This window comes from Mesobacillus maritimus, assembly GCF_044803185.1.
Classification (GTDB): Bacteria; Bacillota; Bacilli; order Bacillales; family Cytobacillaceae; genus Mesobacillus_B; species Mesobacillus_B maritimus_B.
Map to the genome: position 1 here is coordinate 2,184,197 of NZ_CP085225.1, position 16,863 is coordinate 2,201,059.

The 16,863-nt window shown below is 39.3% G+C and carries 11 protein-coding genes and 1 riboswitch; of the genes, 6 read left to right on the forward strand and 5 right to left on the reverse strand.

What is annotated here, in order from left to right; genetic code table 11:
• Positions 1–91: 91 nt before the first annotated feature.
• Positions 92–1,135: a hypothetical protein gene (locus tag LG336_RS10380; RefSeq protein ID WP_404332474.1), complete on the forward strand. Its 1,044-nt coding sequence runs from the start codon at positions 92–94 to the stop codon at positions 1,133–1,135.
• A gap of 295 nt (positions 1,136–1,430) precedes the next feature.
• Here LG336_RS10380 and LG336_RS10385 read toward each other — a convergent pair whose 3' ends face one another.
• The gene (locus LG336_RS10385; RefSeq protein ID WP_404332475.1) at positions 1,431–3,056 is read right to left on the reverse strand and encodes an ATP-binding protein; all 1,626 of its coding nucleotides are present in this window, start codon (positions 3,054–3,056) and stop codon (positions 1,431–1,433) included.
• 338 nt (positions 3,057–3,394) lie between these two features.
• Positions 3,395–3,679, reverse strand: coding sequence for a DUF202 domain-containing protein (locus LG336_RS10390; protein ID WP_404332476.1), 285 nt, complete (start codon positions 3,677–3,679; stop codon positions 3,395–3,397).
• A gap of 183 nt (positions 3,680–3,862) precedes the next feature.
• On the opposite strand from LG336_RS10390, the gene LG336_RS10395 reads away from it, so the two are divergent.
• Entirely contained in the window at positions 3,863–5,260 is a 1,398-nt protein-coding gene (locus tag LG336_RS10395) for a hypothetical protein (protein WP_404332477.1), read from the forward strand.
• A gap of 125 nt (positions 5,261–5,385) precedes the next feature.
• On the opposite strand, the gene LG336_RS10400 is transcribed toward LG336_RS10395, so the two are convergent.
• From LG336_RS10400 to LG336_RS10410, 3 genes are all read right to left on the reverse strand, one after another.
• On the reverse strand, positions 5,386–5,979 hold the full coding sequence (locus LG336_RS10400) for a TIGR00730 family Rossman fold protein (protein ID WP_404332478.1): 594 nt from the start codon (positions 5,977–5,979) through the stop codon (positions 5,386–5,388).
• A gap of 48 nt (positions 5,980–6,027) precedes the next feature.
• Positions 6,028–7,761 (reverse strand): ABC transporter ATP-binding protein, encoded by a 1,734-nt coding sequence (locus LG336_RS10405; protein ID WP_404332479.1) that lies wholly within the window; start codon positions 7,759–7,761, stop codon positions 6,028–6,030.
• Positions 7,762–7,980: 219 nt separating this feature from the next.
• Positions 7,981–11,262 (reverse strand): SH3 domain-containing protein, encoded by a 3,282-nt coding sequence (locus LG336_RS10410; protein WP_404332480.1) that lies wholly within the window; start codon positions 11,260–11,262, stop codon positions 7,981–7,983.
• Between the two features lie 266 nt (positions 11,263–11,528).
• A riboswitch (ZMP/ZTP riboswitch) is annotated at positions 11,529–11,610 on the forward strand.
• Between the two features lie 397 nt (positions 11,611–12,007).
• On the opposite strand from LG336_RS10410, the gene LG336_RS10415 reads away from it, so the two are divergent.
• From LG336_RS10415 to LG336_RS10430, 4 genes are all read left to right on the forward strand, one after another.
• A complete protein-coding gene (locus tag LG336_RS10415) occupies positions 12,008–13,204 on the forward strand; it encodes a phosphoglycerate dehydrogenase (RefSeq protein ID WP_404332481.1) in 1,197 nt (398 codons plus the stop codon).
• Positions 13,205–13,392: 188 nt separating this feature from the next.
• Positions 13,393–13,842 carry a small multi-drug export protein gene (locus tag LG336_RS10420; protein ID WP_404332482.1) on the forward strand — a complete coding sequence of 150 codons (450 nt, stop codon included), beginning with the start codon at positions 13,393–13,395 and terminating at the stop codon, positions 13,840–13,842.
• Positions 13,843–13,936: 94 nt separating this feature from the next.
• The gene (locus LG336_RS10425) at positions 13,937–14,509 is read left to right on the forward strand and encodes a TetR/AcrR family transcriptional regulator (RefSeq protein ID WP_404332483.1); all 573 of its coding nucleotides are present in this window, start codon (positions 13,937–13,939) and stop codon (positions 14,507–14,509) included.
• A 224-nt stretch (positions 14,510–14,733) separates the two neighbouring features.
• Positions 14,734–16,839, forward strand: coding sequence for an MMPL family transporter (locus tag LG336_RS10430; RefSeq protein WP_404332484.1), 2,106 nt, complete (start codon positions 14,734–14,736; stop codon positions 16,837–16,839).
• Positions 16,840–16,863 lie beyond the last annotated feature (24 nt).

Genomic DNA, 16,863 nt, shown 5'->3' on the forward strand with positions numbered 1-16,863 from the left:
TTATAATTTCAGCTTATATATGTATAAATTATTTCTATTTCTTCTTGAAAAAATATCATGCTATAGTTCGCTTATACTATTCGGAAGGGTGATGGAATTGGGAAAACAAACGAATGTCCTCTTATATGGATTAGGTCCAATCGGAATCCAGATTTTAAAAAATTGCCTAGAAACGAACAGCGTGAATGTGATTGGTGCGGTGGATATTGACCCAAATAAAGTAGGAGTGGATATCGGTGTTTTAGCAGGGAAGGATCCTGTAGGGATATTGGTGGTCTCCAATCTGGAAGAGGTTAATCAAGCACAATTGGAGGGAGAGAAAGTAGCACTACATGCTACAGGCTCTAATGTTGCCGTCGTAGAGCCACAATTCGAAGCATTGTTAAATCAAGGCTATTCGGTTGTTTCAACATGTGAGCAACTCTCTTACCCTTGGTATCGCCACCCTCAAGCGTCTAAAAGAATTGACCAGTTAGCTCGTGAAAAAAAACTTACCGTTGTCGGAACAGGAATTAATCCTGGGTTTGTCATGGACTCATTGGCTGTTTTTGCGACCACGGTTACCCACTCAATAAGAGGAATTTATGTTTCTAGAAAAGTAGATGTATCTAAACGTCGGATTCCGTTACAACAGAAAGTCGGAATTGGGATGACACCCGAAGAGTTTCTTGCGCTTGCTGTGGAAGACAAAATCGGTCATGTGGGGTTAGAGGAGTCACTTCGATTAATTGGGTATGGGTTGAATCTTACTTTAAATGAAGTGAGAAATAGTACAGTTCCAACCATTGCTTCAACAGACACAGAAGTAGCACTTGGTCCAATTAACAAGGGGGCTGTCAACGGAATGCATCAGATTTCTTCTGCTTTAACGTCTGAAGGGTTTCCGATTGAACTTGATCTGATTATGTCAGTGGACATCCAGCAGGAGGACAGGGTAAGAATTGCATTAAAAGGTCAGGATGATTTACAAATTGTCATACCAGGTGGTATTTTCGGAGATACAGCTACAGCAAATGTGATGCTTAACACGGCCAAAACAATAAGTTCTAGTCAAAATATGGGGCTGCTTACCATGGTGGATATACCTTTAGTACGAAATGCGAATTACGGGGTCATTTCTTCAGTAACAAGTTAAAATAATTAGGATTGATGAAAGTGGGAAAGGAGCATAGGCTGCCATTCCCATTTTTTAGAGGTGGTGAAGTGTGGTCAAAATACCAAGTTCCTTGTTATAAAAAAACGAGGTGTCTTTTTTTGCTGAAGAGCTTCATTATCAAATGGTTGAAACCATATGGAGGAGCATAATGCTCGTCAAGCAGACATACTGCGTCACGTATGAGGGAAGTAAACTGGAAAATTCATAATGCGAGGACTAAAAGAGGACCGAATCCCAACCTTCAATTTGGGAATCAGTCCGTTTTTCTTCTTGGTTAGAGTGATGATGTTTCAGTATTTCTAAAAGGCAATTCAATCATAAAGCTTGTACCATATTCATTGCTTTCCATATGCATGGTGCCTTCGTGGTTTTCAACAATTTTTCGAGATACAGATAATCCCAAGCCTGTTCCTTCGTCCTTTGTGGTAAAGAAAGGTTCAAAGATATTTGTTCGGATTGAAGCTGGAATTCCTTTGCCGTTGTCTCGAAAGATAAGTTGTACTTTACTGTTTACCACATTCGTATAAATATTGATTATTAAAGGAGAGACCTTTTTTGCCTGCAATGAATTTTGAAATAAATTAATAAAAACCTGCAAAAGCTCCTCACGGTTACAAAGGATAAGAAGAGAGTTAGTTTTAGAATCCAGCTCGATGTTAATCTCAACGTTGTGTAACAAGGCTTCACTTTGAAGAAATTTCCATATGTAATCAATAAGCAAATGTTCAACCGAAATCATCTCTACATTTTTATATGTAGGTTTAGAAAGACTTAAAAAATCAGAGATAATTTTATTTGCACGATCAATTTCTGGTATTAAAAGACTAGAAAATAATTGTGAGGTATTGTCGTCTACATGCTTTTCAAGGTACTGTAAATAGCCTCTAACGGTTGTTAATGGATTTCGAATTTCATGGGCAATTCCAGCGGCGATACGACCGGCTAGCGCTTTTTTCTCTGCTTCTTTTATTTTTTCCTCCATAAGATATCTCTCGGTAATATCCCTAAATTGGCCAAAAACACCAATCATTTTTTCATCTTTATAAACGGGCTGTACATCTAGTAAACAGATGATAGGTTGACCACTTTTGTTTGTAAATTTTAATTCCTCATTTTCATACCGATCCCCGAATTCTATGACTCGTTTAAAATAATTCCCCGTAAAAGGGAACTCATAGATGCTTTTGCCTATCACAGAACTCCTCGTGTGATTGGAGATTTCTTCAGCGAATTGATTAAACTCGGTAATCACACCTTTCTCATTAGTCAGGATAATTCCATTTCTTGTTCTGGTGATCATCATTTGATTTAATAAATTCAGTTTTCTATTTTGTTTTCTAAGAAGTAGCTCTCTCTCGATGGATTCTACTACCTGTGACAACATCGTCAATAACAAAGGGTTATGGAAAGGGATAGGTGTCATGATATTAATAGTCCCTAATAAATTATCTTCATCTGTATAGTGAAAGGCTGCTCCATAACAGGCGATTTCATGGAGATGCTTATGATAATGATTTGTCCCTATTAAGCTGATTGGATGTCTTTGCTGTAATGCTAAACTAATGACATTAGTTCCGACTGCTTCCTGGGTAAAGTGACTTCCGATTTTAATCCCCAATTCTTCAACCGTTGATTTAATGGTTTCGTCTCCTACAATATCCATCAAGTATCCTTCCGAATCGGAGACGACAATCAATACAGGTGTTCCTACTAATGAATCCAAGACCTTGTTTGAGAAATAACTAATAACGGATAGAATCTCGCTATACTCCGTTCGTTTTCTAGATAGCTCCTGCTCAGACATAAACGTTTTGGGACTCGGAATGTTGTTTGGATCCATGCCATTTTCTTTACAAAACTTTTTAGATTGAGTTATATAGTGTGGTTCGTTTTCACTCATCCTTTTGTCACCTCAAAAATAATTCAAGAATACCTAGTAATATTGTAATCATAATTGCATAAAAGTTCTATAGGCTTATTGGAAATATGAGAAATGAAGAGTGACTTCCCATTCAATTATTGGAAGAGTGAGTATTGCCATGGCTAATCGTGGCCCATACTCATGCGAATCAGGGGATTATGGTCAACGAGAAGTTCCATCGTTACCCATACAAATGATATTTAGTAGAGTGTGGTCACTGAGAGGGGAGTCAATGCTCATACAAGGGTTATTTAGCAGAGTATGGTCAACGAGATTCCAGTTGTTAGTGAAAAAGGTTGATGAGGAGTTAACATTTTCTATTCTTTTATTATTTCTTTCATTTGTTTTTTAGCCTGGTATAAACTATAGAGACCAAATCCCAATATGATAAATCCAATCGGAATAAGGATATAACCTGTAATTCTGAATGCTTTGCTTTCAAAAAAAAACTGTATGAGGCTGGCAGCGGCTGCAAAGTTAGTTAAAGCAGTACGAAGATAGGCCAATATGGTCCTTTCATTGGCGAGTTTTGTTCTTTCTAGCGGCAATAAGTCGCTAGTTGTTAAAGAGTTCTGTTGTGTATGCGAATCGTTACTTAACATAAAAACAAACCACGCTCTTTCCTTATTTCTGTTAGTGTAAGTGGATTTAAATCATTTCATGCAATGAATTTTAATCGGTAAAAAATCAGTATATATCCACCATATACGTACCCCACCATTCTAAGCTACTGAGTTTCTTTGGAAACTATGTTATATTTAAATAAACAAGAAGGGGGATATGATATGAACCAAAATCAGTTTTTACTAATGGATCATGAAAATTCGATTCAACTTCAAGCAGAACGAGTGGCATTTTATTTACAAGGTGAAATCATTGAAGCGTTCAATGAAGCGAAAAATGAGGTCTATTATTTGTTTTTTTACAAATCCCAATACCTTACTACGTGTAGAGCTAAAAGACTTCGCCGAAATTCCTACATTGAGCACGCCTTTAAAGAAGGGTTGGTTTTCGAAGCTCCACATCCAATCATCCATAAGCTGCTTTCCTCTAACACCCCCTATAAAATAACTACATTCAATCCATTAGTAAAAAAAATAGAGAAGCTCTATTCAAAGCATGAAAGGGCATGGATACTCACTTTTTTCGAATCCTTTTATCCAAAAAAAGACCTGTTTCATGAGATTAGTTCAATCTTTTATGAATACCGCCGGAATGGACAGATGTTCTTAGGCTATCGGATTGTTCGAATCTTAAATGATTTCGCTCCTAATCATAGCTTGGTGAAGGAGCTTACGAGTAGTTTAATATTCAATAAATATGCTGAACTCTATAACCAAGTTTCTGAAAAACTAGTAGAGAAAGACCCCATTTTTGCTGAGAAACTTCTCTTTGCTCAAAGAGAGAATCCTCAAAGATTTCACCAACTTGTACAATGCTATGAAAAAGATTCCCGCTCGCTCGAGTTAATCGCATTGTATTATGAAAGGTTGACAACTATCCCTTCAAATGATTCCTACAGACCTTTTCTTAAACTACTCCATCAGACCTTTTATGAACATGAGACCGTTTCGATTTTAGAAAAGCTAAACTTGAAAATCCCTGCCTATCTACCACTCCAGCAGGAATTATTTAACCATTATGTAAAAATCCATAAAGTGGAAGAAGTATTTCATCTGGTAAATCAACAGGAATTTCATCTGAATAAATCTGAATCACGAACCTTTGGGAGCATACTAGATGAACTTGATTTTCAGGATGAGTTTATCAAACCTGAAATGCTTAGGTCACTACTAAAAACTGTCATAAAGTTCTTTCCTGATAGGGTAGAGGAATTCCTGAATAAATCCGTTGTCACATTGCTCAACGCTCATGAACTAGCTTTTATAAAAGAATGGCTTGCACCTTTTAAAGAAAGCCACTCGCAGCTCCCACTATTTGAAAAGATTGATGTCATGCAAAAATTTAATGATGACTTAGATCATATGCAAACTCTCGGAGAACTGTACGTCGAATTCAAGCAACTAGAAAAAGCGATTGAGTGCTTCTGTTGGGAGATGGAATTAAAGCCGAATGACCCAAAGCCACTCCAATGGTTGGCGAAAGTCTATCAGGATAAGGGAATGGACCAAGAAGCAGATGCCTTCCGACAATTGTGTATCAACCTTCAAAAGCGAGCCTAGGAAAAGGGGAGATAGTATTATTTCCAATTTACCTTTTGCTATAAAAAATCTGGCATCCGTATGAATGCCAGATTTTTAACATTGATTTTTCTAGGTCAGGCTTGTCAGTCAAACAAGCATTCGCTTTACAAAGAGCTATTAGCATTTTCATCCTCACTATATGTTTTAATGGTAGGGGGAATATAATGTGAAAATTTTTCAATTAAAAGAGCAGGCTCCTCTTCCACAATTGGCATTGAACGAAATTTCTCTTGTAAAAACCTCTGTTCGACCATGTGATCCAGTAAATGCATGAGCGGATTGTAATATCCTTTGATATTGAGAAGGCCACAAGGCTTTTGATGGATGCCAATCTGTCCCCAAGTGAACACTTCAAAAAACTCTTCAAGTGTGCCAGCTCCACCCGGCATGACCACGAAGCCGTCCGCGAGCTCAGCCATTTTTGCTTTTCGCTCATGCATATTTTCAACAACATATAGTTTGGTTAAGGAAGGATGGGAGATTTCCCGTTCCTCCAATAATCGAGGAATTACTCCAATCACTTGTCCACCTTCCATAAGGACTGTGTTAGCCAAAATTCCCATGAGACCAATGCTCGAACCACCATAAACCAAGGTGATGTTTTTTTTCGCTAATTCTTTTCCAAGGGCAATGGCTCCTAACTTGTAATGCTCTGAAGCGCCCAAACTAGAACCACAATAAACTGCCAATCGCTTCAATTTGAATCCCTCCACATTTTAGCTAATTCTCGATTTCTTCCTGGTCCGCTAAGCTAATTGTTGTTCTGCAAATTGCCGGTACAAATGATGTGATTGGATTAATTCCCTATGGGTACCGATGCCAGTAACTTTTCCTTTTTCAATAAAAATAATCTGATCAGCATCCACAATCGTCGATAAACGGTGTGCAATCACAAAGGTTGTTCTTCCTTCCATCAACCTAGTTAATGCTTGCTGTACAATGCTTTCGGATTGGCTATCCAAGCTTGCTGTTGCTTCATCCATCATCAAAATTTTCGGGTCCCGTAAAAAAGCACGAGCGATGGCAATTCGTTGTCGTTGTCCACCAGATAACTTGATGCCACGTTCGCCTACTTCTGTGTCTAAACCATTTGGAAAAGCCTTAATAAATTGATCTGCATAGGCCATCTCTGCTACTTGCCATAACCGTTCGTCCGTGATTTCATCTCGATTCTTTAAACCGTAACACAGATTTTCGCGAATGGTCCCGGCCATCATCGCACTTTCCTGTGATACGTAGCCGATTTGGCTACGCCAAGAATCAAGCGATAATTGTTTAATAGGAGTGTTTCCAATAAATATTTCACCAGCAGTTGGTTCATAATAGCGCTCAAGCAAACCAAACATGGTTGTTTTCCCACCGCCACTCGGTCCAGCAAAGGCAACCATTTGCCCGGGCTGTGCGTCGAAGGAGACATTTTCGATAACAGGTTCATCCTCACTAAAAGCAAAGGAAACGTTTGAAACAGTAATCGGCTTGTTTGTAATATCTAGTTTCATGCCGACTTGCTTTTCCTCTAATGGTAGGTCTAAGATTTCAATAATTCGTTCGGTAGCTCCTTTTGCTTTTTGAAGCTGTGTAAAAAACATCGCAAATGAGGTGATGGGGAAGATAATCTGGAATAAATAGAGTAAAAAGGCAACAAGGGAACCCGTTGACATCGTTCCGTTTGCAACCCGAATTCCACCGTAGCCAATAATCACTACAATGACGACCATCACAACAAGGTACATGAAAGGTCCAATCAAAGCGAAGATTCGAGATTCCTTCAATCCGAAATTTAATAAACGATTGATTCCCTTTATGCCTTTTGTTTCCTCGTAATCCTCAGCTGTTGAAGATTTCATTAAACGAATTTCACTCAATGTTTGTTGAACATTTCCCGTGAATACGGCTGTCTCGTCTTGCAAGCCTCTTGAGATTTTCGCCATTTTTCTTCCGAGAGGAATCATGATCACCATCGTGATGGGGACTGAGACTAACATGAGAAGGGTCATTTTCCAATCCATGATTAGTAAAATAATAAGTGCACCAATAATGGAAATGATTCCTGTAATGAACCTTGGGAAATGCTGCGAAATCAAATCTCTGACAATCCCTGTATCGTTGACAACCCGACTGACTGATTCTCCACTTTGGGTTTTATCAAAGTAAGTAACCGGTAATCGGAGAAGCTTTAACCACATCCTCTCCCGCAAGCGAGCAACGATTTTTTGGCCAACCGCAGCCAGGAGGTAAGTAGATATACCATCGATAACTGCTTGGAGAATGAAAACACCCCCAATTAAAAACATAAGGGAAACACTGATGGATGAAACAGAAAACCCGTCAACCAAATCTCTTGTTAACAAGGGAATGGCAAGACCAAAAAGGGTGGTAATGACACTAGTAATTAACCCAAAGGTAAGGGCCAATTTCGGGAGTTTAGTGGAAAGAATAAGTGAAAAAAAGGGCTTTAAGCCAGCTTGTTGATTGTCCATTCATAAAACTCCTTATCCTATAAAACTGTTGTAATGGGTGGTGGTAAGATAGGGTCAGATCTCACCTCACAAATGCATTACATATCCATCTTACTTTAATTTTAAAAAAATGCCAGTCTGGAACAACGCCCGAAGGATAGGGGGGAGAAAGAGAAAAAAGGTGCCTGACCCCCAGTGCAGTAATGCTTTCCTTTAGCGGGGATCAGGCACCTTTCAAACCTAGTATTTAAAGCTTGGAACTTCTAAGGTGAGTTTATATGAATCTAGTAAGCTATATAAATTATGAATCTGATTTACCTGCTTTGTTGCCCAGCCGATGTCCGTTGCATATTGATGACTTCCAACACCTTTGGCAATTGTCACTTCAGGGTTCCATCGCATTTTGTATAGGGTATCTTGTCCTGTATTGATATAACCTTGGGCAATAAATTGAGCTCCGCCCATAATCGCAGCCTCCGGAGTAAACCATCCTGCGTTATAGGCAAAATTAGCTCCACTTGAAACGGCCGTTTGGTCGTAAGCGCCAATTCCATACATGTTATAAACGGTCTTTCCATAAATCTGAACACCCTTCGCAAGCTGGGAAGTGCCATTTCCTGTTTCTAAAAGGGCATGGGAGATTAAATAGACGTCATTTACACCGTATTTTTCACTCGCCGTAGCGAAAGTTGCTGCGTGGCCAGCAAGGATCCCTTTGCCTGCCAGAATCTTTTCATTTACTTCAAACTGATCTAAATTAGTAGTCTCTGATAGTTTTAAGAACTGCAAGGACGCAACGGGATCATTCACATGGGTACTTGGGTCAAGCTGCTTTTTTACATCCTCTGGGCTAGCATTTACCCAAGACTTCGAAAAGTTGACTTGGTACCAAATATATCCGTCAGTTCCTTTCGTACTAGAAAAAATTTGCAGGAACTCCCCGTTTTTGACTGTCCCAACAACCCAATCGCTTGTACTAGCTCCACCCCTAATCTTCCAACCGGTTCCTTGTACTTTCCCGGTTGTCGGGTTGGAGGGATCATTAAGGATGAGTGCGTCTTCCCTTATGTACGTTGTATACTTTTTATCTGTTTGCGGATTAGTCTTCATTTGCATTTGTGTAAATTCTTCTAAGGTAACACCATATTGCGTGTTTATGGTATTGATGGTCCGCTTAGAAGAGTCCTGGGTTCCTTCTTGCTTATCGGTTAGATATTGTGTACTTATATAACCGGTATGACCATTAGCTGATCCCTTTGCCCAACCATTTTCTTCCGAAATCACTGTAATGGGTGTACCCTTTGTTAGCTTCGTTAGGATTGAAGAGGAAGTAGATGGATTTGAACGCATATTTAGACTAGAACCGTCCTTCACCTTTACAAATTTTACAGTAGATGTACTTTGTCCGGGAGGCGTATTCTCTACTGGTTCTACAACAGGTTCGTCTTTTTCCGGAACTGGGCTAGGGGCTGGGCTATTTGTGTGATCCACAGGATTGTCTTTACTGTTAGACCCCGATTCTACAGTTAATAGATACTCAGCACTTACATAACCTTCTTGTCCATAAACCTTTATCTTCGCCCATCCATTCTGTTCAGACAGGACCGTTACTTGAACCCCACTGGCCAGCTTCACGATTATGGATGCTTTAGTATCTGGTTTGGTCCGCATATTTAAGCTAGATTTAGAGCTCACGTTGACCTTTTTTATCACTACTTCCTCTTTTACAGGAGGAATAGGACTTGATGAACCAGGTTTCGTTTGCGAAAGGTAAGTCGAGCTAACAAAGCCCGTTTTTCCATTAGCTGAAACCTTCGTCCAACCATTTTCGTTGGAGTGGACGGTCACTTGAGTGCCATTAGCAAGACTCGTTAAAATAGAAGCACTTGTTGAAGCAGAAGCGCGTAAATTCAACTTTGACCCAGCTTTAACGTTGACGTATTGAGTAGAAGTTTTTGCTTCTTCTTTAACAGGTGTAGTGGTGCTCGATGAGCCACCGTTGGTATTCGAAAGGTAATTCGTGCTAACAAAACCGGTTTTCCCATTCGCTGAAACCTTGGCCCAACCGTTTTCGCTGGAATGGACAGTGACTTGAGTGCCATTAGCAAGACTAGCTAAAATAGAAGCGCTCGTTGAAGCAGAAGCGCGTAAATTCAACTTTGAGCCAGCTTTGACATTGACGAATTGAGTAGAAGTTTTTGCTTCTTCTTTAACAGGTGTAGTGGTGCTCGATGAGCCACCATTGGTATTCGAAAGGTAATTCGTGCTAACAAAGCCGGTTTTCCCATTCGCTGAAACCTTTGCCCAACCATTTTCGCTGGAATGGACAGTGACTTGAGTGCCATTAGCAAGACTCGTTAAAATAGAAGCGCTTGTTGAAGCAGAAGCGCGTAAATTCAACTTTGACCCAGCTTTAACGTTGACGTATTGAGTAGAAGTTTTTGCTTCTTCTTTAGGTGTAGTGGTGCTCGATGAGCCACCATTGGTATTCGAAAGGTAATTCGTGCTAACAAAACCGGTTTTCCCATTCGCTGAAACCTTGGCCCAACCGTTTTCGCTGGAATGGACAGTGACTTGAGTGCCATTAGCAAGACTCGTTAAAATAGAAGCGCTCGTTGAAGCAGAAGCGCGTAAATTCAACTTTGACCCAGCTTTAACGTTGACATATTGAGTAGAAGTTTTTGCTTCTTCTTTAGGTGTAGTGGTGCTGGATGAGCCACCATTGGTATTCGAAAGGTAATTCGTGCTAACAAAACCGGTTTTCCCATTCGCTGAAACCTTTGCCCAACCATTTTCGTTGGAGTGGACGGTCACTTGAGTGCCATTAGCAAGACTCGTTAAAATAGAAGCGCTCGTTGAAGCAGAAGCGCGTAAATTCAACTTTGAGCCAGCTTTGACATTGACGAATTGAGTAGAAGTTTTCGCTTCATCCTTAACAGTTGTAGTGGTGCTGGATGAGCCACCATTGGTATTCGAAAGGTAATTCGTGCTAACAAAACCTGTCTTCCAATTCGCTGAAACCTTGGCCCAACCATTTTCGCTGGAATGGACGGTCACTTGAGTGCCATTAGCAAGACTCGTTAAAATAGAAGCGCTTGTTGAAGCAGAAGCGCGTAAATTCAACTTTGACCCAGCTTTGACACTGACGTATTGAGTAGAAGTTTTTGCTTCTTCTTTAACAGGTGTAGTGGTGCTCAAAGAGCCACCATTCTTAGGAGCTAGGAAATTTGAACTGACAAAGCCCGTTTTCCCATTTGCTAAAACCTTTGCCCATCCATTTTCGTTGGAATAGACTGTCACTTGAGTGCCATTTGCTAGACTACCTACAATAGAAGCGCTTGTTGAAGCGGAAGCGCGTAAATTCAGGTTTGTACCTGGTGAAATTTTGACAAAATGAGTGATGTTTGCCTGACTTGCCGTAGAAACGGGAGTACTATTTTCTGCAGCTTGAACAACTTGATCAAAGGCTGCTGTGGATAAAACGGCAAAACAGATACTCGGTAATAGAACTTTCTTCTTCATTTCGACCTCCTCAAATATGACATAGTATTACGAATTACTATTTTATTAGATAAATTTTAACATATTAATAGATGATAGAAATTTAAAAAAGAATAAAATATGACATATTTAGAAAAATTTCTTTGCGTTTCCTTTATATAGAACAATTTTCTCTGTGAAAATATGATAAATACTAGGAAACTAAGATTTTTTTTCAGAAATTTTCAGAAGAATGGAACGAAGTGGTTGATGGGCAGGGGAGAATTTGTTAAGATGTAACAAATGAAAAGACTATGTGTAACTGGCGAAAACACGGATCACCGTGAGGGAGCACATAGTTGCGATGAGCCGTTCGCCTGGGCAGAGGTAAGGGAGGAATTCCCTTGCCTCTTTATGTTTCTAGGGGGGATAGGGAAAGTGTAGAGGAATGAAGTATCATTATTGTCATGCATGTTGTTCAGATGTGAATTCGTATGGTAGGAAAGATCTCTGCTTCAATTAAGGAACTGTAGATTTGAATCGATTCTGGAAAACGGAAGACTTTTTTGAAATATTTGTGTTTTTATCCTTTAGTAGGGGTGTACAACGAACGTTTTTAGTGTTAATTTATTAATTATTCAGATTAATGGTGTTATAGAATGAAGCTTAAAATTATTTGATTATAATTATGAACCCAAGATTAAGCTTTGCTACTAATAGTTTTATAAAACGTTGATGGAAGTTATCTCACCAACAACTATTAAAATAAATGAAAAGAGGGAACTAGATGAGCACAATCGCTACGAAAATGAACACAATAAAGCCATTAAATAATATTGCAGAATGCGGTTTGAAAGTATTCGCAAACGGAAATTATACCATTGATGAGGGAAGTAACAGTCCTGATGCTATTGTTGTTCGCAGTTTTAACATGCATGACCTGGATTTTGATCGCAATCTTAAGGCCATTGCGCGTGCAGGTGCAGGCGTAAATAATATTCCCGTTAGCAAATGTACAGAACAAGGCATTGTGGTGTTTAATACACCAGGAGCCAATGCCAACGCTGTAAAAGAATTAGTGTTAACTACACTAATGGCTTCATCTCGTAATCTTTTTGCTGGTGTATTGTGGACGAAATCTTTAGAAGGTGAAGGGGATCAAATTCCTAAACTTGTTGAAGCAGGGAAGAAACAATTTGTTGGGAAAGAAATCAAAGGCAAAACTCTTGGTGTAATTGGGTTAGGGGCAATCGGAGCCTTAGTGGCCAATGATGCACTTGACTTAGATATGGATGTCATCGGTTTTGATCCGTTCATCTCTGTTGATACTGCATGGAACCTATCTCGCAATGTCCAACGTGCGATGAAGATGGAAGAGCTATTTGCGAATAGTGATTATATTACCGTCCACGTTCCATTAACAGACGATACAAGAGGAATGTTCAATGAAGAAGCATTTAGCATCATGAAGCCAGGTGTGCATATCCTGAATTTCTCCCGTGGAGAACTAGTAAACGAGGAAGATATGGCGGTTGCACTTGAAAGTGGAAGAGTAGGCAAGTATATTACGGATTTCCCAAATGAAAAAGTGCTTAAAATGAAGAATGCTGTTCCTATTCCTCATCTAGGTGCTTCTACAAAAGAATCAGAGGAGAATTGTGCTCTAATGGCGGCCCGTCAGGTGAAGGAATTTCTTGAAACGGGTAACATTAGAAATTCTGTAAACTTTCCAAATGCTTCTCTTCCTTATACAGGAAAACGTCGTGTGGCAGCTTTCCATCATAATGTTCCAAACATGGTGGGGCAAATCACAGGTGCGATTTCAAACTACAATTTAAATATCGCGGACATGGTAAACAGAAGCCGTGGAGAATATGCCTATACAATGATTGACATTGACAACAAAGTGAATGGCGATGTGATTCCAGGTCTACTGGAAAAAATCATGCAAATTGGCGGGATTGTAAACGTAAGAGTGATTTAACTATCTATAGCACAAAGGCACCACCTCATAAGGGTGGTGTTTTTTTCTTTTTTATCTTACATTAAGAAATGAGGAAAAAAACAACAAAGACATATTGGTAAATAACAAAAGTATGGTTGGTAAAATGTAGAGAAGAAAGAACGGTGGTTTACCGTCTTTCCTTACAATAGAGGAAGAGGAGGAAAAGAATGCTTTTTGAATATGTACTCGTGTTTCTCGGTGCCGCCATTCCATGGTTTGAAATTGCGTTAGTGATTCCGTTGGGGATTGTTCGTGGATTATCACCGTTCTGGGTGATGGTTCTTGCGTTTATTGGAAATGCCATCACGCTTATTCCTGTTATTATCGGCTTTGAACGATTACGTAATTGGTATGAAAAACGCCAAGAAAAAACATCAAAAGTCCCATCTAAACGAAATGAACGAGCAAAAAAAATCTGGAACAAATATGGTCTTCCTGGTCTAGCGCTATTGGGGCCAATTTTAATTGGCATTCATATTGCCGCTTTTATCGGGATGTCTTTAGGAGCAAAAAAAGGTTGGGCGATGCTGTGGATGATATCTAGTTTAGCACTTTGGACGCTTGTCTTTGGAATCCTTACGATGTTGGGCTTTGACTTTTTTATCCAACACCGCTAGCTTTTTCAACAACACGGAGATTGTCAATCATCGAAAAAATTCTTTATACTTAGGTTAGTTACGTAGGATTTTGTTAATAGATTGGAGTGATAAGATGGCACGGGACCGCAAGTTTTCCACAAGTGAATTATTCCAAACAACAACGGAGCTTTTACTCCAATATGGGTACGAAGGATTTACCTTCAGCATCTTAGCAGACCATTTAGAAGTCTCAAGGGGAACGCTCTATAAGTATTATGAAAATAAAGAAGAGCTAATCACTGATTTTATGATTCATGAGATGAATCTATTTCTTGAAGAATTAAAGAACATTCATAAGATAGAAGGTTTCGAGAAGCAGGTAGATTTTTTGCTCGAATTGATCTTTAAAAATGCTTCTATTCCTCATTTGATTGAAATCGGTAAGAATATTCCAAGCAATCTAAACCAAAAAGTGCGAGACAATCAAAGCAAGATGGAACAGCAGCGTTTTGCCATGTACCATAATTTACAAGCATTTATTGATTTAGGGAGGAAAGAGGGGAAATTAAAACCCAATCTGCCCGACTTCTTAGTGTTAGGGTTCATTTTTCAAACCATTGCAATCCCCAACCATTTTGCAATCCCGCGCTCAGAGTGGGTCAATAGTATTAAGGAAATGATTTGTTATGGAATGTTCGTAAAATAGGATAGAGGAAGAAAGCGGAAAAACCCTATAATGGTTGTTTCTAAAATGGGAATTCAATCCTTTTCTTCCGTCCTTTGCCTTGAAATGTTTAAAAACCATAATTGACACTTTCGTCACATTGAATGATAATGATAAATGAAATCTTGTTGCTTATTTTTTTATCTAAAGTAACACTTGTGTCACTTATGCTGATTTAAGTGAAAATATGGTAGGAGGTTATAGATATGAGGTCCATTTTACAATCCATAACGGATGCTGTAGCGACGAAGAAAGGGATGTGGATTACGTTAGCCGCTTGGCTCGTTGTAACCATGCTTTTGGCAATGTTCGCTCCAAGTGTTAAAGATTATGAAGTATCGAGTCTTGATTCAATTCCAGAGGAAGCAAACTCGGTCATTGCCCAAACGAAAGTAGATGAATATTTTAAAGATAATGAAGGGATTCCTGGTATTCTTGTTTTTCAAGCCAAGGAAGGCGAAGTTCAATTTGATGAATTGGTCTCCCTATTTGCTCAAATAGAGGCTGAGGAGATTGAGGGCGTAGAGCAAGTGGTTCCGCTATCAGCCTTGCCGCCTCAGGCAACAGCTGGTTTCTTTTCAGATGATAAACAAACAGCTGTTATACCTCTAAATTTCAATGATTCATTGGAAACGAAGGAAATAAAGAATTCAAAAGAACAAATTGTAAAGCTAGTTGAAGAAAGCTCCGACTTAAGTTTATATGTGACAGGTCCGGCAGGGATTGCAACAGATACACTTGACCTATTCTCCCGTGCAGATCTAGTGCTAATTTTTTCAACGGTAGGATTAATTCTAGTTCTATTAATTGTTATCTATCGTTCTCCATTATTGGCCTTAATTCCATTATTAGCGGCCGCGTTCGTATATGAAGTCGTGATGCAAACACTCGGGTTAATGGGCATGGGTGGACTAGTGATAAGTAACCAAACGATATCAATTATGTCGATTTTATTGTTTGCTGCCGTCATCGATTATTCCCTTTTTGTCTTTTCACGTTATCGTGAAGAATTAAAACTGCACGAAGATAAATATGTGGCAATGAGATCTGCCATGCGTGAAACAGGGATGCCTGTATTTTTCTCAGGTGGAACGGTTTTAGCAGCAATGCTAGTCTTGTTCTTTGCTCAATTTGGGGACTATCGGAACTTTGCCCCGACCTTTGCGACAACCATGTTAATCATCATGATTGCCTCTGTTACGCTAGTGCCAGCGTTGTTTACACTGTTTGGTAGAAAATCTTTCTGGCCAAAGGTTCCGCGTGTTGGCGATGAAACGGTGAAAAAGAATTCGATTTGGAGTAAAGTTGCTCGTTTCGTTGTAAATAAGCCTGGACTGGCAGCGGTATTAGTCAGTGCTTTCCTAATCTTGTCCGCTAGCAATATGGTTAATCTTAAATTTGAATTCAACACCATGAATTCATTTCCTGAGGACATGCCGTCTCGCCAAGGTTTTAATATCTTAGAAGAGGAATTTGCTAAAGGCGATCTTGCCCCAACAACGGTATTGTTTGAAGGGAAAGAAGCTTTAACTGCAGAAGAGCAAGAGGCACTGAGAGAGGAACTAGCTAACCAATACAATGTTAGTACCGTTCGAATGAACGGTGTAGCCGAAGAAGGTAGAGTGCTGAACTACAGCCTTACCTTTACAGAAAGTCCATATGATACGGAATCCATGGATGCGCTGGAAATCATGATGGACAATTCAGGCGAAATATTGGCAGATAGCGGTGTGAATGGTGAACTTTACTTCGCTGGTGAAACAGCGACTCAAGTAGATGACCGTTCTATCAATAATCGCGACGTTATTGTTATTGTTGTCTTGGAAACAATCTTAATCTTTGGGATGTTAATTGTTTTAACAAAGTCTGTTAAAATGCCAATCTATATGATGGGGACGATTTTGGTATCCTTCCTTGCTGCATTAGGATTGGGAATGTTCTTATCAAATCTATTCTTTGGTATCGATACGATTAGCAATCGTGTTCCGCTCTATTCCTTCGTCTTTCTAGTCGCACTCGGAATTGACTACAATATCATGTTAATTTCTCGTTTCCAAGAAGAGCGAAAGAAGCATTCTGTTAAAGAATCAGTGGAAATTGCTGTTGCGAATACGGGAGGAGTCATCTCCTCAGCTGGATTAATTCTCGCTGCAACCTTTGCGGTGTTAATGACTCAACCAATACAACTATTATTTGTATTTGGATTCATCGTGGCGGTAGGGATTTTACTAGATACATTCCTTATAAGAGGGATATTACTGCCTGGATTGATTATGTTATTTGAAAAAGAAAAAGCAGTAAGTAAGAATTAATTTTGTAAAAAAGCAAGAGGGGAG

What these genes read in the sequence shown, in the direction of transcription:
- LG336_RS10380 (WP_404332474.1), top strand. Translation starts at nt 92, where the DNA reads ATGGAATTGGGAAAACAAACGAATGTCCTCTTATATGGATTAGGTCCA.
- LG336_RS10385 (WP_404332475.1), bottom strand. Translation starts at nt 3,056, where the DNA reads ATGAGTGAAAACGAACCACACTATATAACTCAATCTAAAAAGTTTTGT.
- LG336_RS10390 (WP_404332476.1), bottom strand. Translation starts at nt 3,679, where the DNA reads ATGTTAAGTAACGATTCGCATACACAACAGAACTCTTTAACAACTAGC.
- LG336_RS10395 (WP_404332477.1), top strand. Translation starts at nt 3,863, where the DNA reads ATGAACCAAAATCAGTTTTTACTAATGGATCATGAAAATTCGATTCAA.
- LG336_RS10405 (WP_404332479.1), bottom strand. Translation starts at nt 7,761, where the DNA reads ATGGACAATCAACAAGCTGGCTTAAAGCCCTTTTTTTCACTTATTCTT.
- LG336_RS10410 (WP_404332480.1), bottom strand. Translation starts at nt 11,262, where the DNA reads ATGAAGAAGAAAGTTCTATTACCGAGTATCTGTTTTGCCGTTTTATCC.
- LG336_RS10415 (WP_404332481.1), top strand. Translation starts at nt 12,008, where the DNA reads ATGAGCACAATCGCTACGAAAATGAACACAATAAAGCCATTAAATAAT.
- LG336_RS10420 (WP_404332482.1), top strand. Translation starts at nt 13,393, where the DNA reads ATGCTTTTTGAATATGTACTCGTGTTTCTCGGTGCCGCCATTCCATGG.
- LG336_RS10425 (WP_404332483.1), top strand. Translation starts at nt 13,937, where the DNA reads ATGGCACGGGACCGCAAGTTTTCCACAAGTGAATTATTCCAAACAACA.
- LG336_RS10430 (WP_404332484.1), top strand. Translation starts at nt 14,734, where the DNA reads ATGAGGTCCATTTTACAATCCATAACGGATGCTGTAGCGACGAAGAAA.